Here is a 16,670-nt window from a genome sequence, read left to right as displayed (position 1 = left end):
CACATCTGTAAAGGAGCCTGACATGGCAGCGGAATTCATCATAACCGATCAGACATCAACCTATTCAATCGACAGCACGGACGAGGTGTTTCTGACCACCGGGACGGAAATCAGAACATCCGACGCGTTCACCTTTAGTGCCAATGTCGACGGCAGCATCAACGGAATTTACGGGCTGTACCTGGCAGGCGATATCTTTGCCGGGGATGACGTTTTTTCCCAAACGTTCACAGCCACCGAAACCAGCACGGATACTGTTGACCTGTTTGTCTCGGTTGCTGAAACGTCAACCATCCTCGCGGCCGGGGACGGGTTTGTCGCGGCCGCACTGGATGCGGACTTGTCAGACACCGCTTTCACCTTCGCCAATGCAGGGCACATAACGACGGGTGAGGCGGCGATTTTTGCGGACGAGTTCGACACCATGATCATCACGAATTCAGGGACAATCACCGGGCTTGGCACGACCACCCAGGCTTTGCTGGACGATCTGTCAGGGACCGTCACCGTCCTGAACACCGGACTGATCGAGTATCTGAACACATCCACAGCGAATGGTGTTTTCTTTTCGGACGCCGTACTGCTCGACGTGACAAACACCGGCACAATCGCCGCAAGCAACGGAATTGCGTTCGAAACCTTTGTGGGCTCCCATGTCTTCAACCTGAACAATTCCGGCACCATTCGGGGTGACATCGACAGCGACAACGCAACCACCATCCAGAACACATATCTGATCGAGGGTGACGTGATCCTGGGCGGCGCTGACGACGCGGTTTCAAACACCGGCATGATCATCGGTGACGTGAATTTATCGTCCGGCGACGACGTCTTTGACGGGCGCGGGGGCACCGTGACCGGCACGGTCGATGGCGGCTCGAATGACGACACCTACATCATCGACGACGCCACCATCGACATCGTGGACGGCAGCGGCACCGACACGGTGCAGTCCGAGGTCAGCTACACCCTTGCCCTCAACATCGAAGCGCTGGAGCTTCTGGGCGCCGAAGACATCAACGGCGCGGGCAATGGCCTCGACAACACCATCACCGGCAACGACGGCGCCAACCTGATCCAGGGCCGCTTTGGCGACGATACGATCACCGGCGGCGGCGGCGATGACACCATCGGCGGCGGTGCGGATGTCGATTCCATCGACGCAGGCGAAGGCGACGACTACGCCAATGGCGGCGCAGGCGCCGACACGGTCAACGGCGATGCAGGCAACGACACCTTGCGCGGTGGGCTAAACAACGACGTGGTCACCGGCGGCGACGGCGACGACAACATCGCAGGCGGGCTCGGCAACGACACGATGACCGGCAATGACGGCGATGACGTGCTGTTCGGCCAGGGCGGCAACGACGTGTTCAACGGCGGCGAGGGCGAGGATTACATCCACGGCGGCGCCGGTGTGGACGCCCTGACCGGGGCCAATGGCGACGACACGCTGGTGGGCGGCGCGGGCGCCGACACGCTGACAGGCGGCAATGGCGAGGATGTCTTCCTGTTCCAGAACTTTGCCCAAAGCCGGGTGGGCGACGTGGACACGATCACGGATTTCGAGATCGGCACCGACCTGATCGACCTGACGGCACTTGTGCCGGGGCAGATCGCGTTCGGGGGCACCGGGGCAGCCTCGGCCAATGGCGCGGCCGAACTGATCATCCGCGAACCGGGCGGCGGACCGGACTCGGTCGTGTTCGTCGATGTGAACGGCGACGGGACACAGGATTTCCGCCTGGAACTGACCGGCGTGACAGGGCTCAGCGAGACCGATTTCCTGTTGTGACGGCCTGACACGCATCAGGGCCTTAACCCTCTGAAATAAAAACAGGAAAGGAGAATTCAAAAGCTGACGAAACCATGACAAGAGACAGTCTTCCCGACTGGCTCCGTTCCATATCTGCGACCTGAGGGGGTGAACCATGACACCACCGATAAAAAGCCTTGAGCCCTCAGGCATCAGAGACTGCATCACGACATTTTTCGACATGCAGCCGGTTTTGAGCTATAAAGGAAGCACTTCATTTTTTTGACTGACATTTTTTACCAAGGATATATCCAATGCCTGATTTCTTACGCACGTTTATTAGCTCGACCGCAGAAACGCTTGATGGCAGCCAGTCCGGTTTGATCAGCGCAAACGGTGGGTTCTACATTGACGGTAGCGACGCCATCACAGCGACCACCGGCACCAACTGGCTGACCAACGACGGCTATATCTACGCATTTGACGGTGGCTTTTCCGCCCTTGATCTGAATGGGACCGTCTTCGAAATGCTGAACGGCGAAGATGGCATCATCACCGCCGAAAACCCGACGTCGGGAACCATTGATGCCGACCTTTCCACTGTGCTGGATGTGGTCAATCACGGTCTGATCCATTCGTCAAACGGCGACGCGATCAGTTTCAACGATTCCGATGGCAGTGCCAACTTCATCCTGACCAATACGGGATCCATCACGGCAAATGGTGCTGAGACGATCGATAGCGAAGTCGGCACAGGCTATCACTATGTGTTCAACAGCGGGCTGATCGAGTCCCGGAACCAGGTCATCGAACTGTCGGGCGACCTGGGTGCATCTACCTTTAACACGATCACCAACACCGGCCTGATCCACTCTGCCGAGTCCACCGGGATCGGGCTTACGCTTGGCAATTTAGGGTCGGCTTATATTTCGAACTCGGGTGAAATCAGCGCGCACAGCCTTGCGATCTTTTCGAGCAGTGTGCGCACCACCGACGTGAGTGTGCACAACACCGGGATGATCGAAAGCCGGACCGGCACGGGTGCCATTGATCTGGGAAGTGGTGAGGATCTTGTCCTCAATGAAGGCACGATCCTGGGGAATGTCGAACTGGGGAGCGCAGCGGACATTTTCGACGGACGCGGCGGAACGGTAAGCGGTACGGTGGCCGGCGAGTCGGGCGATGATCTCTATATCATCGACGACGGGTCCATCGAGTTGGTCGAGACCATGGGCAACGGGACCGACACCGTCGAAAGCGAAGCAAGCTACACCCTCGCCCAGGAGATCGAGGTGCTGACCCTGCTCGGCTCCGAAGACATCAACGGCGCGGGCAACGGCCTCGACAACACCATCACCGGCAATGACGGCGCCAACCTGCTGCAGGGCCGCGTCGGCAACGACACCATCCTGGGCGGCGGCGGCGACGACACCATCGGGGGTGGCGCCAACCGCGACAGCCTCGAGGGCGGAGAGGGCGACGACTACATCAATGGCGGCGCCCGGAACGACACTATTCGCGGTGATGAGGGCAACGACACCTTGCGCGGCGGTCTGGACAATGACGTGGTGTCGGGCGGCGACGGAGACGACAACATCGCAGGTGGTCTGGGCAACGATACCTTGACCGGCAATGATGGCGACGACGTGCTGTTCGGCCAGGGTGGCAATGACGTGTTCAACGGCGGCGACGGCGAGGATTACATCCACGGCGGTGCAGGAAACGACACCTTGTCCGGTGCCAATGGCGACGACACATTGGTCGGTGGCGGCGGAGCCGACACGCTGACGGGCGGCAATGGTGAGGACGTGTTCTTGTTCGAGAACTTCGCCCAGAGCCGCACCACCGGCGGTAATTTTGACACGATCACCGACTTCCAGATCGGCTCGGACCTGATTGATCTGACGGCGCTGGTGGAAGGCACGATCAACTTCCAGGGCCTTGGCGCGGTATCAGCCAATGGCGAAGCCGAGCTGGTGATCCGCGAACCGGGCGGTGGGCCGGATTCCGTTGTGCTGGTCGACGTGAACGGCGACGGCACCCAGGATTTTCGGATCAACATCACCGGCGTCACCGGGCTGTCGGAAACCGATTTCCTGCTCTGACGCAAGCCATCGCCAATCCAAGCAAGAGGGGCTGGCCCGCGCCAGCCCCCACGTGATAGGCACGGGCGCATGACGGATGCGTCCTCCTCCTCTGCCCCACCGACAAAGGGCAAGCAATTGCGCGCGGTGAACCGGGGTAAACGGTTTGCCATGCCACGGACCATTTCGGCTCTGATCCTGCGCGAGATGGGCGGAACCTATGGCCGCTCGCCAGGGGGATATCTATGGGCCCTGGCGGAACCGCTTCTGGGTATCGCGCTTTTGTCGGCGATCTTCTCCATCGGCTTCCGGAGCCCGCGTTTGGGAGAGAATTTCCCGATCTTCTATGCCACCGGGGTGCTGCCCTTCTTCCTGTTCAACGACGTCAGCTCAAAAACGGCGCAGGCGGTGAACTATTCCAGACAGCTTCTGGCCTATCCACGGGTGACGCTGATCGATGCGGTGCTGGCGCGCTACATCCTGGCCCTGCTGACACAACTGCTGATCAGCTACGTGCTGCTCACAGGCATCCTGTGGGCGTTTGAGACCCGCACCACGCTCGAGGTGGACCGGGTCCTGATGGCCTATTCCATGGCCGCGGCCCTGGGGCTGGGCGTCGGCATCCTCAACTGTTTCCTGATGTCGATGTTCCAGGTCTGGCAGAGGGCCTATAACATCATGACGCGACCGCTCCTGCTCGTGTCGGGGGTGATCTTCATCTACGAATCCATTCCCGATCCATATCAAAGCTGGCTGTGGTGGAACCCGCTCATGCACGTGACCGGAGAGCTGCGCGGCGCCTTCTACAAAAGTTACGAAGCCGCCTATGTCACACCGGCCTATGTGTTCGGGTTTGCCGCGATCTCGGGGGCTGTGGGGCTGCTGTTTTTGTGGCGTTACTACCGGGACATCATGGAGCTGTAAGCTGCACCGTTGTGGTCCGCCAGACGGTGTGAAATACACTCGGTCCAATTCCGACTGACCAAAAGGCATTTTCAGCCGTGACCAAGCCGCACCTGGACGATGGCCACCCCGATATCTTCGTCACCGACGACCGCATGATGGTCCTGACCGGGGGTGACCACTCCGTTCTGGACTACTGCCAGGGCCGCGCCGCGCCCGGACCCGACGATATCGCCCGCTTCTTCAAGGCCATCGACCAGCGCACCGCCTGGGCCACCCGGCGCGGCATCCCCTATGGCTACTGGGTCTTTCCCGACAAGGTGATCGCACTCGGCCCGAAACTGGCGCGGCTCGGTCCCGTGGCATCGCTCTTCGAGACGCATTACCGCGGTGCCCCGGCCTGGAAAGACAACCTGCCCGTGCACTATCCGCTGGATCTGGTGGCAGACCAGGGCGATGCCTTTCCCCGCACCGACACGCATTATTCGAACCGCGGCCTGGTCACGCTGACCAGTGCCATTCTCGACAGCCTGACCCCGGGCCAGGGCGCGGCCTTCCGGACGGCGGCCGACAGCGCCCGCTGGGGCGAAAAGAAGCTGGCGGGCGACCTGGGCGTGAAGTTCGAGCCCCCCGTGCGCGAACGGGTCGAGGTGCTGCGCCTGCCGATCGAGGCCTCGGTGCTCAACAACGGGCTGTCGCGCAACAACGGGGTGATGTCGCTGGTCGAGTGCCCGCAGGCCCAGACCGACAAGACCCTGCTGATCTTCGGCGACAGCTTTTTCCGGCAGATGCTGCCGCTCCTGGCCTGGCAATTCCGGCGCATCGTGTTCTGCCGCACCCAGTTCTTCCACTATGAACTGGTCGAGGCCGTGGCCCCCGACGTGATCCTGCAAGGCACGGCCGAACGCTACCTGGCGGGCTATGCCGGCGATGCCGGACGGCCGCATTTCCTGAGCTACCCGTTCATCCGCGACAATCCGATGACACCGCACAAGGGCTTTGGTGCCCGCTTTGCCGCCTGGTTCGACCAGAGCAAGCTGACCATGGGAGTACCCGATCCATGACCGCCCCACGCCTGATCCTGCATGTCGGAGACCGCAAGACCGGCACCACCACGATCCAGCACGTGCTGGATGCCCGCGCCCGCGATCCGGAAGCCCACGGAGGCACCTTCGGCGTGCATTACCCGCTGGCAGGCCGCAAGGTTCCGCAGCGCATCACCCATGTGAACCTCACGCACGAGTTGCTGGACGACAAGCGCTTTGCCCCCGACCTGGGCGGCTGGGCCGATCTCGCCGCCGAGCTCGAGGCCGCACAGCCTCCCCTCACCGTGATCTCCAGCGAAGGGTTCGAAAGCGTCCCCCCCGCCGTCGTGGCCGAGGCGCTGGACAAATATGTGCCCGCAGGGACCGAGATCACGCTCGTCGCCTATATCCGGCCCCATGTGGACCGGATCGTGGCCAGCTACGCCCAGAACGTGAAGACGGGCAAATATGTGCGTCGGCTCGACACGTTTGCGCGCCGGTCGATGCGCGGACGGCTGGGCGCGCTGCACAAGCGGGCCGCGGCCTGGAAGGACGTGTTTGGCGACCGCTACCATGTGCGGCCCTACGCGCGCGATCTGCTGATGGACCGCGACGTGGTGGCCGATTTCCTGGTGGGCCAGGTCGGGCTTGATCCGGCCGTGATGCAGAACCTGCCGCCCATCCCGGACGAAAACCCGACCCCTGGCGTACAGGTGCTGGAACTGATCCGGGAGCTGACCCGGACCATGACCAAGGGCGGCCGCGACCTGCCCACGGGCGCCGACCATCGGGTGCTGGCACCGCTGCGCGCCACGCTGATGGAGCTTTACCCGAACGACCCCAAGCTGCGCCTGTCACCCGACCTGGTCGACGCCTGCATCGAGACCTGCATGGAAGACGCCCAGGCCATGGACCGCGATTTCATGGACGGCCAACCCATCTTCGAGGGGGCCTTGCGCCGTTCGGCCGAGCAGGCCCGCGCCGCCACGACCCCTGATCCGATGGCGGACCATGACGTGGCCCTGCATGCCGCCTATGCCACAGCGATGGCCACGCTTCTGCGCGTGCGGCTCGACCCGACATAGGGGCAAGGGCCCATGACCCGCACCTGCCACCTGCATATCGGCACGACCAAGACGGGCAGCACCTCAATCCAACGGACCTATCAGGACCTCGATGACGGGCGCACGCGCTACCTCCAATTGCGCATCCCCAATCACAGCCGGGTGCTGACGGCGCTCTATGCCCCCGACGACGCGGCGCGGGCCGATGCGCTCCGGCTGGCCAAGCTGACACCGGCCAAGGCCGCGCAATGGCGGACATCCATGCAGGCCCAGATCGCGGATCATCCCGACAGTGATCTGGTGATCTCGGGCGAGGGGCTGAGCAAATGGGCCGACGCGCGCATGGTGGCAGCACTGGCCGACGATCTTGCCGCCTTCGACAATGTCCACGTGCTGGCCTATCTGCGCGCGCCGGGCTCCTGGATGGCCAGCTCCTTTCAGCAGCAATTGCGCAATGCCGCCCTGCCCTTCGATCTTGATGCGTTGTTTCCCCTGTACAGAGACTGGTTTCAGCCCTGGGAGGATGTGTTCGGCGCCGATGCCGTGACCCTCGTGCCCTTTGATCCCACGGGCTTTCCAAATGGCGATGTGGTGGCGGATTTCGCCGCGCGCTGCGGCCTGCCCGCGCCGGATCGCCCCCTGCCCCGTGAAAAACCGGCCCTGCCGGCCGAAGCGGTCGCGGTGCTTTATGCCCACCGTATGGCGCGCGGCACGCCACCGCTGGCGGACCGCAGCGATGCGCTGGTCAACCGGGCCGTGGTCGACGGGCTGCGCAGCCTCGGACAGACGCGCTTTGCCATCGATCCTGCGGCCCTGGCCCCCGTTGCCGCCCGCCATGACGACCAGATCAGCTGGGCACAGGCACGGATGGGGCCGTTTCCGCCCGTATCAGAGCCTGTTTCGCCCACATTCGGCACGGCAGCGGATCTGCAGGCCTTTGCCACTGCACAGATCCCCGGCCTGCACGACATGCTGCGCAACATGGGCGTGCGCCATGCGTTGCCCGATGATGCGATAGAACTGGTCGATACTGCCTATGCGCAAGCACGGGCGACCCTTCCGGGATCATAGAAAGTCCAGATCGCCGTTCAGCACGTTCAGGCTCTCGACCCCGGTCAGGGTCAGGCGGTTGCCTTCGCCGAAATCCAGCAGCAGATCCCCATCCACGACCTCGGCGAACTGGGTCAACCCATTCACGGTCATGGTTTCACCACCCCACAGGGCACGGTCCAGCACCAACGTATCGATATTGTTCTGGAAGTCCGCGATCTCGTCATCGCCGCCGGTGAAGATGAACGTATCGGCCCCGATCCCGCCAAAGAGGTAATCGTCGCCCCCACCCCCATCGAGCGTGTCATGACCCGCATTGCCCGCCAGCGTGTCGTTGCCACCATCACCCATCAGGCTGTCGGCGCCGTTGTTGCCGTTCAGCCGGTCATTGCCCGACCCGCCGATCAGCGTGTCATGGTTGATGCCCCCGTTGAGCGTGTCGTTGTTGTGGCCCCCGTTCAGCACATCGGCACCCGCGTTGCCGTCCAGCCGGTCATTGCCCGCATTGCCACGCAGATCATCGCTGCCCGCGCTGCCCGAGAGCAGATCATTGCCGTTTCCGCCCGACAGCGTATCGGCGTTCAGGCCCCCGTTCAGGGTGTCATTGCCATTGTCGCCATACAGCAGGTCGGCCCCGTTATTGCCCACCAGGAGATCGTCGCCATCGCCGCCTCCGGCCACGTCGAAACCATCGCCGCCCCAGATGCTGTCATTGCCGCCGGTGCCGCTGATGGTGTCGAAGCCGGTCCCGCCCCACAGGCTGTCATCGCCCGCACCACCGGTCAGCACGTCATTGCCCGCGTTGCCGCGCACGGCATCGTCACCGTCGCCCCCATCCAGAGTGTCGTCACCGCCCATGCCGGACAGATCGTCATCCTGGCTCAGACCGCGCAACGTGTCGTTGCCGGTGTCGCCCACCAGCGTATCGGAGGCATCGGTGCCTGTCAGATTCTTCGGCGGCGCGGGGCCGGGATCAGGATCAGGCACCGGATCGGGATCAGGGTCGGGATCGGGTCCGGGGTCAGGATCTGGGTCGGGCACAGGATCTGGGTCGGGATCAGGTCCCGGATCGGGGTCCGGGTCCTCCGCCCCGTTGGACGGCAATGTCCACTCCGGCAGAAACCGCGATTGGCCGACCACATCCAGCGCCAGGATGTCCTGGGCCGTGAGAGGGGCACCATCGATCGTGCGGATCACCAGCTCTTCATCGCCAAAACGAATGAGGATGCCATCGCTGCGGCTCGAAAACGTAAGCTGGCTGGCATAGCGCAAGAGCGGCCAGTCCGACAGATCCAGACGGTCCTCGGTGATGTCGAAATCCTGGATGATATCGCGGTCCCCGTCCCCGGTCAGGACAAAGACATCGGCCCCCGCCCCACCCCACAGCGTGTCGGTGCCCGCCCCATCGATGATCACGTCGTCGCCCGCCTGCCCGCGCAACTGGTCGTTGCCCGCCCCGCCATCGATCAGATCGGCCCCGGCCCCGCCGCTCAGGTTCTGCGCGCCGTTGCCGCCGGTGATCGGGGCCGCCATGGCGCCAATATCGACCCTGAACAAGGTCAAACCGGCCTCGTTTGCGGAACTGACGGCCAGGTGCAGATGGCCACCAACCACCGTCAGGTTCAGGGCCGAAACGGCATCCAGCGTGGTGTCGACCGCATCGGCCACGGTGCCCATGTGGCGCAGGGTGCCTCCGGGCATCATCTCGAACAGGGTCACGCCATCGTCACTGCCCGCCACGGCCACATAGGAGCGGCCGCCATGGGTGACGGTCTCGATCACATGGGCCCCGGCAAAGCGGGTACCCAGCGTGTCCATCACATGATCGGTCAGGGTCAGGCTGCCATTGCCCGACACGGCTGCCACGCTCAGCGAACCGCTGCCCGCCGCACCCAGGATGGCATAGACCTGCCCCCCCACGGTGACGCTTTCCACGATGCTGGCCCCGCCAATGCCGACGCCGTCAGCAGCGGCAATCCGGTCGACCTCGACCGCGACGCCGGAGCTGTTCAGCCTGTAGGAGATCAGGGCATTGTCGCTGCCCGAGGCCGCCAGCAGAAAGGGCGTGCCGCCCACCTGCACATGGGTGAGCGCAGTCAGGCCCACGGCGCCCGTATCGCCGTTGCCCCCATCGCGCACGGTGTTGACGGTGCCATTCGCGTTCACACGCCAGATGCCGATCTCGTCGCTGCCCCGGTCGATGGTGTAGACATAGCTCTGCCCGTTCACGGTGACGCCGGTGCTGTCCAGCAACGTCGCAGGCATGGCCGCACCCGTGACGGCGGATGGGGACGACATCCCGCCCGCGGCACTCAGCTCGACCCGGTAAAGGCCCGTATTGTTCACCCCCGTGACCAGCAGGTCCTGCCCCCCTGCCCCGTCGGACATAACGGCGAGGCTGTTGACGGTGCCGGCCTGCGCCCCACCGGGCAGGGTCTGGGTGTCGATCTGGCTCAGGCTGCCATTGCCATTGATGCGATAGGCCACAAGATCACCGCCGCCGAAGCGGGCGACAGTATACAGAACCGGCCCGTTATTCGTCTCTAAAACGGCCATATCGGTGATCCCGGTCAGGAACATGTTGTTCCCGTCCGGCACCGTCGCCACATGTTCGAACGCAGCCCGCGCCATGAAACCCACCACTCGTTACTCGACGGCAGAGATGGCAGGCCCACATGGGCAAACCGCGGGGGCTTTGTGGCGGGGCCAAGGACATTGGGCACAAATTGAGCCGAGTTGTTCCGGTTGCGGCAGGAGACGGTTAAGCATGACCGTCCCGGCAAGGTGTCAGAGGGAAAGGCGCGGCATCATTCCCGGTGCCCTTGCCGCCCCGCCTGCGCTAGACCGGGAGCATGATGACACGGCGGATATTCATGAAACTGGCGTTCACGGGACTGACCCTCGCGACCCCGCTCTGGTCCACGGCAGCCACCGGGATGGGCGCGCGCGCTGCGGCAGATATCGGGGTCCGCTGCACGGGCGCAGGCGATGCCGCGCTGCACATGGCCCTCTGCGACCGGCTGCGCACGGAACTGGCCCTGCGCCTGCCCGCCCGTCGCGTGTCGAACGGTCCGGGGACCACAACCGTCACCCTGCATCTGGACCAGGCCACCGACACGGCCCTGATCGGTCACCTTGCGTGGGCAGGACAGCAGACCGGCACCGGCCCCAGTGTGACCGCAGGCACACGGGACAGCACAATCACGTCGCGTCAGTACGACATGTTGATCTCCGCCCTTTTGAAGATCACGGACTTACCCTTATAAACTGCACAAAATCCAAAAAACGGATCCGTATCCATGTGTACCATTTGTTCTGCGACGCAAACCTTCGACCCACAGCGACATGAGACCGGATCCAAGGACCCGCTATCCTCGGATTTCTTTGAAATCGGGGCCGTGACTGATGGCAATTCCACCATCAACGCCACCATCACCGAAGGGCTCGACGCCCCCGGCGATCTGAGCACGCCCTATCTCATCAGTGCAGGCGACACGTTCATCGGCAACCTGAACAGCGATTTCGACTTCATCGGGCTGAACGTGGTGCAGGGCGAAACCTACGAGGTGGCGCTGACAGGCAACGGATCGAACCCGATCAACGACCCGTATGCAGGATTGCTGAACGACAACAATATCGTTCTGGTCGAAAACGACGATGGCGGCCCGGGGCTGTCATCGCTCTTTGTCTGGACAGCGACCTATACCGGGGTCGCCTATCTGGTGGCCGACACCTATTCGAGCACGGAAACCGGCGGCTACGCGCTCAGCGTCTCCACCACGACCCCGCCCCCACCACCGCCCACCGGCACCTATGACGAAATGGCCGACTACCTGACCGACGGGCACTGGCAGGAAACCGGCGAAAGCCGCCACGTGTTCTTTGACGCGGCCACATCGTCCAGCAACGTGATCACCGTCGACATCACCAGCCTGAACGCGGCGGGCCAGCAACTGGCACGCTGGGCGTTCGAAGCCTGGGAAATGGTGATCGACGTCGACTTCGTCGAAGTCACCTTCGGCGAGGATCTCGAATTCATCGACAGCGACAGCGGGGCCTATTCCAGCTACACCGCATCGGGCGGGATCACGACCAGCTCGGTCGTGAACGTCTCGACCGCGTGGCTGAACCAGTACGGCACCACGCTCGACAGCTACAGCTTCTCCACCTACATCCACGAGATCGGGCACGCGCTGGGGCTCGGCCACCAGGGCGGCTACAACGGTTCGGCCACCTATCCCAACGACGCCACCTTCGCCAATGACAGCCTGCAGCTGTCGATCATGTCCTATTTCACGAACAGCGAGAACCCGACCACCAATGCCAGCGATGCCGAGAACCTGACCACCCAGCTGGTCGACATCCTGGCGGCACAGAACCTCTATGGCGCAGCCGAAGGCGGTGTCACGGCGGGCGACACCACCTATGGCCGGAACAGTTCACTGGGCAACTATCTCGACCTGTTCTTCAACGCCGCCGCAAACGGCGCCACCAACGCCAACTACCAGGGCGGTGCGGTGGCCATCACGATCTTCGACGAGGACGGCATCGACCTTGTCGACCTGGGCTATGACAACAGCAACCAGGTCATCGACCTGAACCCCGGCACCTTCTCGAATGTGGGCGGGCTGGTCGGCAATATCGGCATCGCGCTCGGCACCGAGCTCGAGAACCTGATCACCGGCAACGGCAACGACCTGATCACCACCAATGCCGCCGACAACGACGTGCAGGCAGGCGGCGGCAACGACACCGTGAACGCCTCCGAAGGCGATGACACGCTGAACGGTGGTGCAGGCACCGACCGTCTGGTCTTTGATTTCAACTTTGCCCAGATCACCAGCGGATCGGTCGTGGGCGCGCTGGCCACGCTCACCGGCGCCTTCGGCACCGTGCTGGCCGACGCGTTCGAGATCTTCGAATTTGCCGATCAGAGCTTCAGCCTGAACCAGTTGGCGGCCAACGTGCCCTCGGAACCACCGGTGCCGGGCGACAACATTGACGGCACGCCCGAGGATGACGGCGCACTCACCGGCACGGTCGGTGACGACACGATCTCGGGCTTCGGCGGCAGCGACAATATCGACGCGGGCGACGGCAACGACATCGTGCTGGGCGGCATCGGCTTCGACACGGTCGAGGGCGGCGACGGCAATGACAGCATCACCGGGGCCGACGGCTACGACACCCTTTCGGGCGGCGCGGGCAACGACACGCTCGAGGGCAACAACGGCTTTGACCTCCTGAACGGGGGCGCGGGCAACGACCTGCTCAATGGCGGGCTGGGCCTCGATACGCTGAACGGCGATGGCGGCAATGACACGCTCAACGGCCAGTCCGGGTTCGACACGCTGGATGGCGGCGCGGGCGCAGACCTGCTCAACGGCAATGCAGGCGCCGACAGCATCCTGGGCGGGTCGGGCAACGACACGCTCAACGGGGGCATCAACAACGACACGCTCTCGGGCGGTGCCAATGACGACCGGCTGAATGGCGGCAACGGGCGCGACAGCCTGATGGGCGATGGCGGCGATGATGTGCTGCGCGGCAATGCCGGATCCGACACGCTGGCGGGCGGAGACGGAAACGACATCCTGAACGGCGGGATCGGCGCCGACACGTTCATCTACACCGGTGGCAACGACATCATCCAGGACTTCCAGAACAACGTGGACACGCTGATCGTGGATCAGGCGCTGTTGGGCGGTACCGACCCGGACGACATCGACCTGAGCGATTTTGTCACCGTGGTGAACGGCAACCTGGTGGTGACACTCGACATCAACACGAGCCTGCAGATCAACGGCTACACCAGCGCCACACCCCTGCTCGACGATTTCACGTTTGAGTTTGTCTAAGGCGGATGCGCAGCCTTTCCAGCATATGGGCCCCTCTCCTTCAGGGGTGGTGGTTCCCGACGGCCTCTTCACTGTCGGCAGAGGGGATCACGCTGGTCGGCAGTGGCGACGGTGACACCCTGGTGGGCACCACGGGCGATGACTGGCTCTTTGGTGGCGATGGCAATGATACCATTCGGGCCGGAGACGGCGCAGACAGGGTCATCGGCGGGCTTGGCTTCGACAGCATCGACGGCGAAGACGGCAACGACAGCCTGACGGGCAGCAACGGGTTCGACACGCTGATGGGCGGCGCGGGCCGGGATACGATCTTTGGCGGCAGCGGGGCGGACCTGCTGTCGGGCGGCACCGGGAACGATGTGCTGAGCGGCGGGCTGGGCGGCGATGTCCTGCGCGGCGACGATGGCGACGATTCCGCAATCGGCCTCGATGGGGCCGATACGCTCTTTGGCGGAGGCGGCAATGACACGCTCAGCGGAGGCAACGGCTTTGATGCGCTGGCCGGCGGGACAGGGAACGACCTCCTCATCGGGGGCCTGGGACGCGACAGCCTGAACGGCCAGACGGGGGCGGACACGCTGAACGGAGGAGCGGGCAATGACAGCCTGCAGGGCGGCGACGACAATGACGACCTGAACGGAGATGCCGGGGCCGACGACCTGCAAGGCGACGCCGGAAACGACCGGCTGAACGGCGGGATCGGCAATGACACGCTGGAGGGCGGGACAGGCGACGACACCCTGAACGGCAACAACGGCAGCGATATGCTGTATGGCGGCGACGGAGACGACCAGCTCAAGGGCAATGCCGGCAATGACCGCCTGTTCGGTCAGGATGGCAACGACACGCTGGATGGCGGGATCGGCGCAGATCACCTGTCGGGCGGGACCGGGAACGATCTGCTGCTCGGCGGCGGCGCCGGCGACACGCTCAACGGCAATGCGGGCGACGACACCCTGATGGGCGACGGGGGCGATGACCAGCTCTTTGGCGGGACCGGCGTGGATCGTCTCACTGGCGGTGCGGGGGCCGATACGTTCATCTATTCCGGCAGCTTTACCGGCTCGTCCAGCGAAACCGCCTATGAATCCACGATCACCGATTTCGAACCGGGCGTGGACACCATCGTGCTCAGCCAGGTCTTTCTCAGTGGCAACGGCGTGTCGGGGGACGATCCCGCCCTCTTCGGGTTCAACGGAACGGCCCAGATCCAGAACGGCAACCTCGTGCTTGTCTTTGACACGACAAGCACGCTCACGCTTCTGGGGATCACGGATTACAACACCATCCTCGATGACATCATCGTGGATGATATCGACCCCTTCGCCTTCGAATTCTAAGCCCGCTCAGTCGTAGCGCCCGCCGCTGTCGGCGGTGCCCGCCACGTCGCCGGGAAAGTAACTCGCGCCACCCCCGTTTGTGGTGACAACGGCATTGTCCGATACCAGGTAACGGCGGCCCGTGGCCGTGCCCGCGAATGTCAGGGCCGTCATCTGGGCCACGCTGCAACGTGCGCAGATGATGAAGGACGACGCGAAATGCGGAGCACCCGTCAGGGTCACGGTCTGCGACCGCATCCGGGCCGAGCCGCCCTCGGTCAGCTTCACGAAATACTTGGCATTGTCCGAGATGCTGCACGGCCCCTCCAGGACCAGCGTGCCATTCTCGATCGCGCTCAGATGGCCACCGGCGCTTGCGAAATCGACCTGGTCCAGCGCCACCGTGCCGCGGTCTGATGCCGCGACCGTGGGCCGCCCGCCGCTGGTGTTCTGCAAGCGCATACCGCGCAGGGCGACAATGCCGCCCGAAACCTCGAACACCTCGTCATCGCCCGCCATCACCACCTGCTCCGGGGCGCTCGTGTTGCCCTCGATCACCAGGCGGGGGGCGCCGATCACCGGCATATCCAGCACCATCGGCGTGCCAAAGGCATAGGTGCCATCCGCCAGCTTGATGGTCACCACATGCCCGCCCGCATCGATGGCGCGCGTCGCGGCAACAGCCCGCGCCAGGCTGGCAAAGGCCCCGGCCCCCGCCGACAGCCCGTCACCGGCATCATCGCCTTGCGCGGGGTCCACGTAATAGGTGCGGGGGCCGGACAGCATCTCGCGCCAGGCCGACTGGCCAAGGCTCACGGCACCGGTGGCGGCATCGATACGCAACGCCTCCGACCACGCGGCCCCATCTGCGCTGACCTTGATGGAAAAATCGTCATTGCCGGCCAGTCCCATCTCGGCCCGGCCCGAAAACCCGGTCTGGAACAGCAGGCTTGCGGTGTCGGTCTCCGCCGCCTTGTTGATCTTGAGCTGGTGGCCCGCACCGGCGTGGTTCAGCAGCACCGCATCCGAGGCCACGGACAGGCGGTTGAAGCTGTCGGATGTCGCATTGATGCCCAGGCTGTCCACGGCAGAAATATCCCGCGCCTGCCAGTCCGCGCCGTCAAAGACGACCTGCGTGCCCTGCCCGGTCACATAGGCCGTCCAGCCCGTTTGAGGCGCGATGAACACCCATGCATTGCCGTCCAGCACCGCGATCTCGGTGTCGTGTCCGGCCCAGGGCCCCTGCCCCGGTGCGGCGACGATATACCGGTCCCCTGCCTGCGCTCCCGCCGGCGGCAGCGACAGGTCACGGTCGGTGACCACAAGCTGCACCAGCGTGTCCAGCACCCGCAGCGCCTCGTTATGGGTGACATGTTTCTGGGCTTGCGAGGGCTGGATATAGGGCAGCCCAAGGATCAGCGAGGTATCGGTCATGGCAAAGCGGCTCCCGTGTCGTGTCGGCGCATGTGACGAACGGGGACGCTATGGGAAAGCGGTTAACCAAGTCTTGGACCACCGTGCGGTGCCTCAAAACCTTTCGCATGCGAAAGGTTTAGGACCCATACTCACAAACCGCGCCCCACTGGTTTGACAGATTTTTTCTCTGACAAC

At 63.7% G+C, this 16,670-nt stretch carries 11 protein-coding genes; 9 read left to right on the top strand and 2 right to left on the bottom strand.

Annotation, left to right across the window (positions count from 1 at the left end):
* Positions 1-22 precede the first annotated feature (22 nt).
* The 6 genes from KUV51_RS21225 to KUV51_RS21200 all read left to right on the top strand — a co-directional run bounded on the left by KUV51_RS21225 (position 23) and on the right by KUV51_RS21200 (position 7,903).
* Entirely contained in the window at positions 23-1,795 is a 1,773-nt protein-coding gene (locus KUV51_RS21225) for a calcium-binding protein (RefSeq protein WP_222523463.1), read from the top strand.
* A 275-nt stretch (positions 1,796-2,070) separates the two neighbouring features.
* Positions 2,071-3,861, top strand: a complete 1,791-nt coding sequence (locus tag KUV51_RS21220) for a calcium-binding protein (RefSeq protein ID WP_222523462.1) — start codon at positions 2,071-2,073, stop codon at positions 3,859-3,861.
* A 69-nt stretch (positions 3,862-3,930) separates the two neighbouring features.
* Positions 3,931-4,764: an ABC transporter permease gene (locus KUV51_RS21215; protein ID WP_222523461.1), complete on the top strand. Its 834-nt coding sequence runs from the start codon at positions 3,931-3,933 to the stop codon at positions 4,762-4,764.
* Between the two features lie 77 nt (positions 4,765-4,841).
* Positions 4,842-5,807 (top strand): hypothetical protein, encoded by a 966-nt coding sequence (locus tag KUV51_RS21210; RefSeq protein ID WP_222523460.1) that lies wholly within the window; start codon positions 4,842-4,844, stop codon positions 5,805-5,807.
* Positions 5,804-6,853: a hypothetical protein gene (locus tag KUV51_RS21205; RefSeq protein ID WP_222523459.1), complete on the top strand. Its 1,050-nt coding sequence runs from the start codon at positions 5,804-5,806 to the stop codon at positions 6,851-6,853. Before KUV51_RS21210 ends, KUV51_RS21205 begins: the two co-directional genes overlap by 4 nt.
* Positions 6,854-6,865: 12 nt before the next feature.
* The gene (locus tag KUV51_RS21200) at positions 6,866-7,903 is read left to right on the top strand and encodes a hypothetical protein (protein WP_222523458.1); all 1,038 of its coding nucleotides are present in this window, start codon (positions 6,866-6,868) and stop codon (positions 7,901-7,903) included.
* Here the strand turns inward: KUV51_RS21200 and KUV51_RS21195 are convergent.
* Positions 7,898-10,513: a calcium-binding protein gene (locus KUV51_RS21195; RefSeq protein ID WP_261385991.1), complete on the bottom strand. Its 2,616-nt coding sequence runs from the start codon at positions 10,511-10,513 to the stop codon at positions 7,898-7,900. The two genes, KUV51_RS21200 and KUV51_RS21195, sit on opposite strands and share 6 nt — an antisense overlap.
* Positions 10,514-10,755: 242 nt before the next feature.
* On the opposite strand from KUV51_RS21195, the gene KUV51_RS21190 reads away from it, so the two are divergent.
* The 3 genes from KUV51_RS21190 to KUV51_RS21180 are packed head-to-tail and all read left to right on the top strand — an operon-like array spanning position 10,756 to position 15,080.
* Positions 10,756-11,148 carry a hypothetical protein gene (locus KUV51_RS21190; RefSeq protein WP_222523457.1) on the top strand — a complete coding sequence of 131 codons (393 nt, stop codon included), beginning with the start codon at positions 10,756-10,758 and terminating at the stop codon, positions 11,146-11,148.
* A 33-nt stretch (positions 11,149-11,181) separates the two neighbouring features.
* Positions 11,182-13,740: a M10 family metallopeptidase gene (locus KUV51_RS21185; RefSeq protein WP_222523456.1), complete on the top strand. Its 2,559-nt coding sequence runs from the start codon at positions 11,182-11,184 to the stop codon at positions 13,738-13,740.
* Positions 13,741-13,745: 5 nt separating this feature from the next.
* Positions 13,746-15,080: a calcium-binding protein gene (locus KUV51_RS21180; protein ID WP_222523455.1), complete on the top strand. Its 1,335-nt coding sequence runs from the start codon at positions 13,746-13,748 to the stop codon at positions 15,078-15,080.
* 6 nt (positions 15,081-15,086) lie between these two features.
* Here the strand turns inward: KUV51_RS21180 and KUV51_RS21175 are convergent, their stop codons facing one another.
* A complete protein-coding gene (locus KUV51_RS21175) occupies positions 15,087-16,493 on the bottom strand; it encodes a DUF2793 domain-containing protein (RefSeq protein ID WP_222523454.1) in 1,407 nt (468 codons plus the stop codon).
* Positions 16,494-16,670: the final 177 nt, after the last annotated feature.

This window comes from Tateyamaria omphalii (assembly GCF_019802125.1).
In the GTDB taxonomy this organism is placed as follows: domain Bacteria; phylum Pseudomonadota; class Alphaproteobacteria; order Rhodobacterales; family Rhodobacteraceae; genus Tateyamaria; species Tateyamaria omphalii_B.
The sequence above is the reverse complement of the archived record's forward strand: the minus strand, read 5'-3'. Positions and strand labels throughout refer to the sequence as shown.

Bases quoted from the DNA above. Each gene is read 5' to 3' on its own strand.
- KUV51_RS21225 (WP_222523463.1), top strand. From the start codon at position 23: ATGGCAGCGGAATTCATCATAACCGATCAGACATCAACCTATTCAATC.
- KUV51_RS21220 (WP_222523462.1), top strand. From the start codon at position 2,071: ATGCCTGATTTCTTACGCACGTTTATTAGCTCGACCGCAGAAACGCTT.
- KUV51_RS21215 (WP_222523461.1), top strand. From the start codon at position 3,931: ATGACGGATGCGTCCTCCTCCTCTGCCCCACCGACAAAGGGCAAGCAA.
- KUV51_RS21205 (WP_222523459.1), top strand. From the start codon at position 5,804: ATGACCGCCCCACGCCTGATCCTGCATGTCGGAGACCGCAAGACCGGC.
- KUV51_RS21200 (WP_222523458.1), top strand. From the start codon at position 6,866: ATGACCCGCACCTGCCACCTGCATATCGGCACGACCAAGACGGGCAGC.
- KUV51_RS21195 (WP_261385991.1), bottom strand. From the start codon at position 10,513: ATGGCGCGGGCTGCGTTCGAACATGTGGCGACGGTGCCGGACGGGAAC.
- KUV51_RS21190 (WP_222523457.1), top strand. From the start codon at position 10,756: ATGAAACTGGCGTTCACGGGACTGACCCTCGCGACCCCGCTCTGGTCC.
- KUV51_RS21185 (WP_222523456.1), top strand. From the start codon at position 11,182: ATGTGTACCATTTGTTCTGCGACGCAAACCTTCGACCCACAGCGACAT.
- KUV51_RS21180 (WP_222523455.1), top strand. From the start codon at position 13,746: ATGCGCAGCCTTTCCAGCATATGGGCCCCTCTCCTTCAGGGGTGGTGG.
- KUV51_RS21175 (WP_222523454.1), bottom strand. From the start codon at position 16,493: ATGACCGATACCTCGCTGATCCTTGGGCTGCCCTATATCCAGCCCTCG.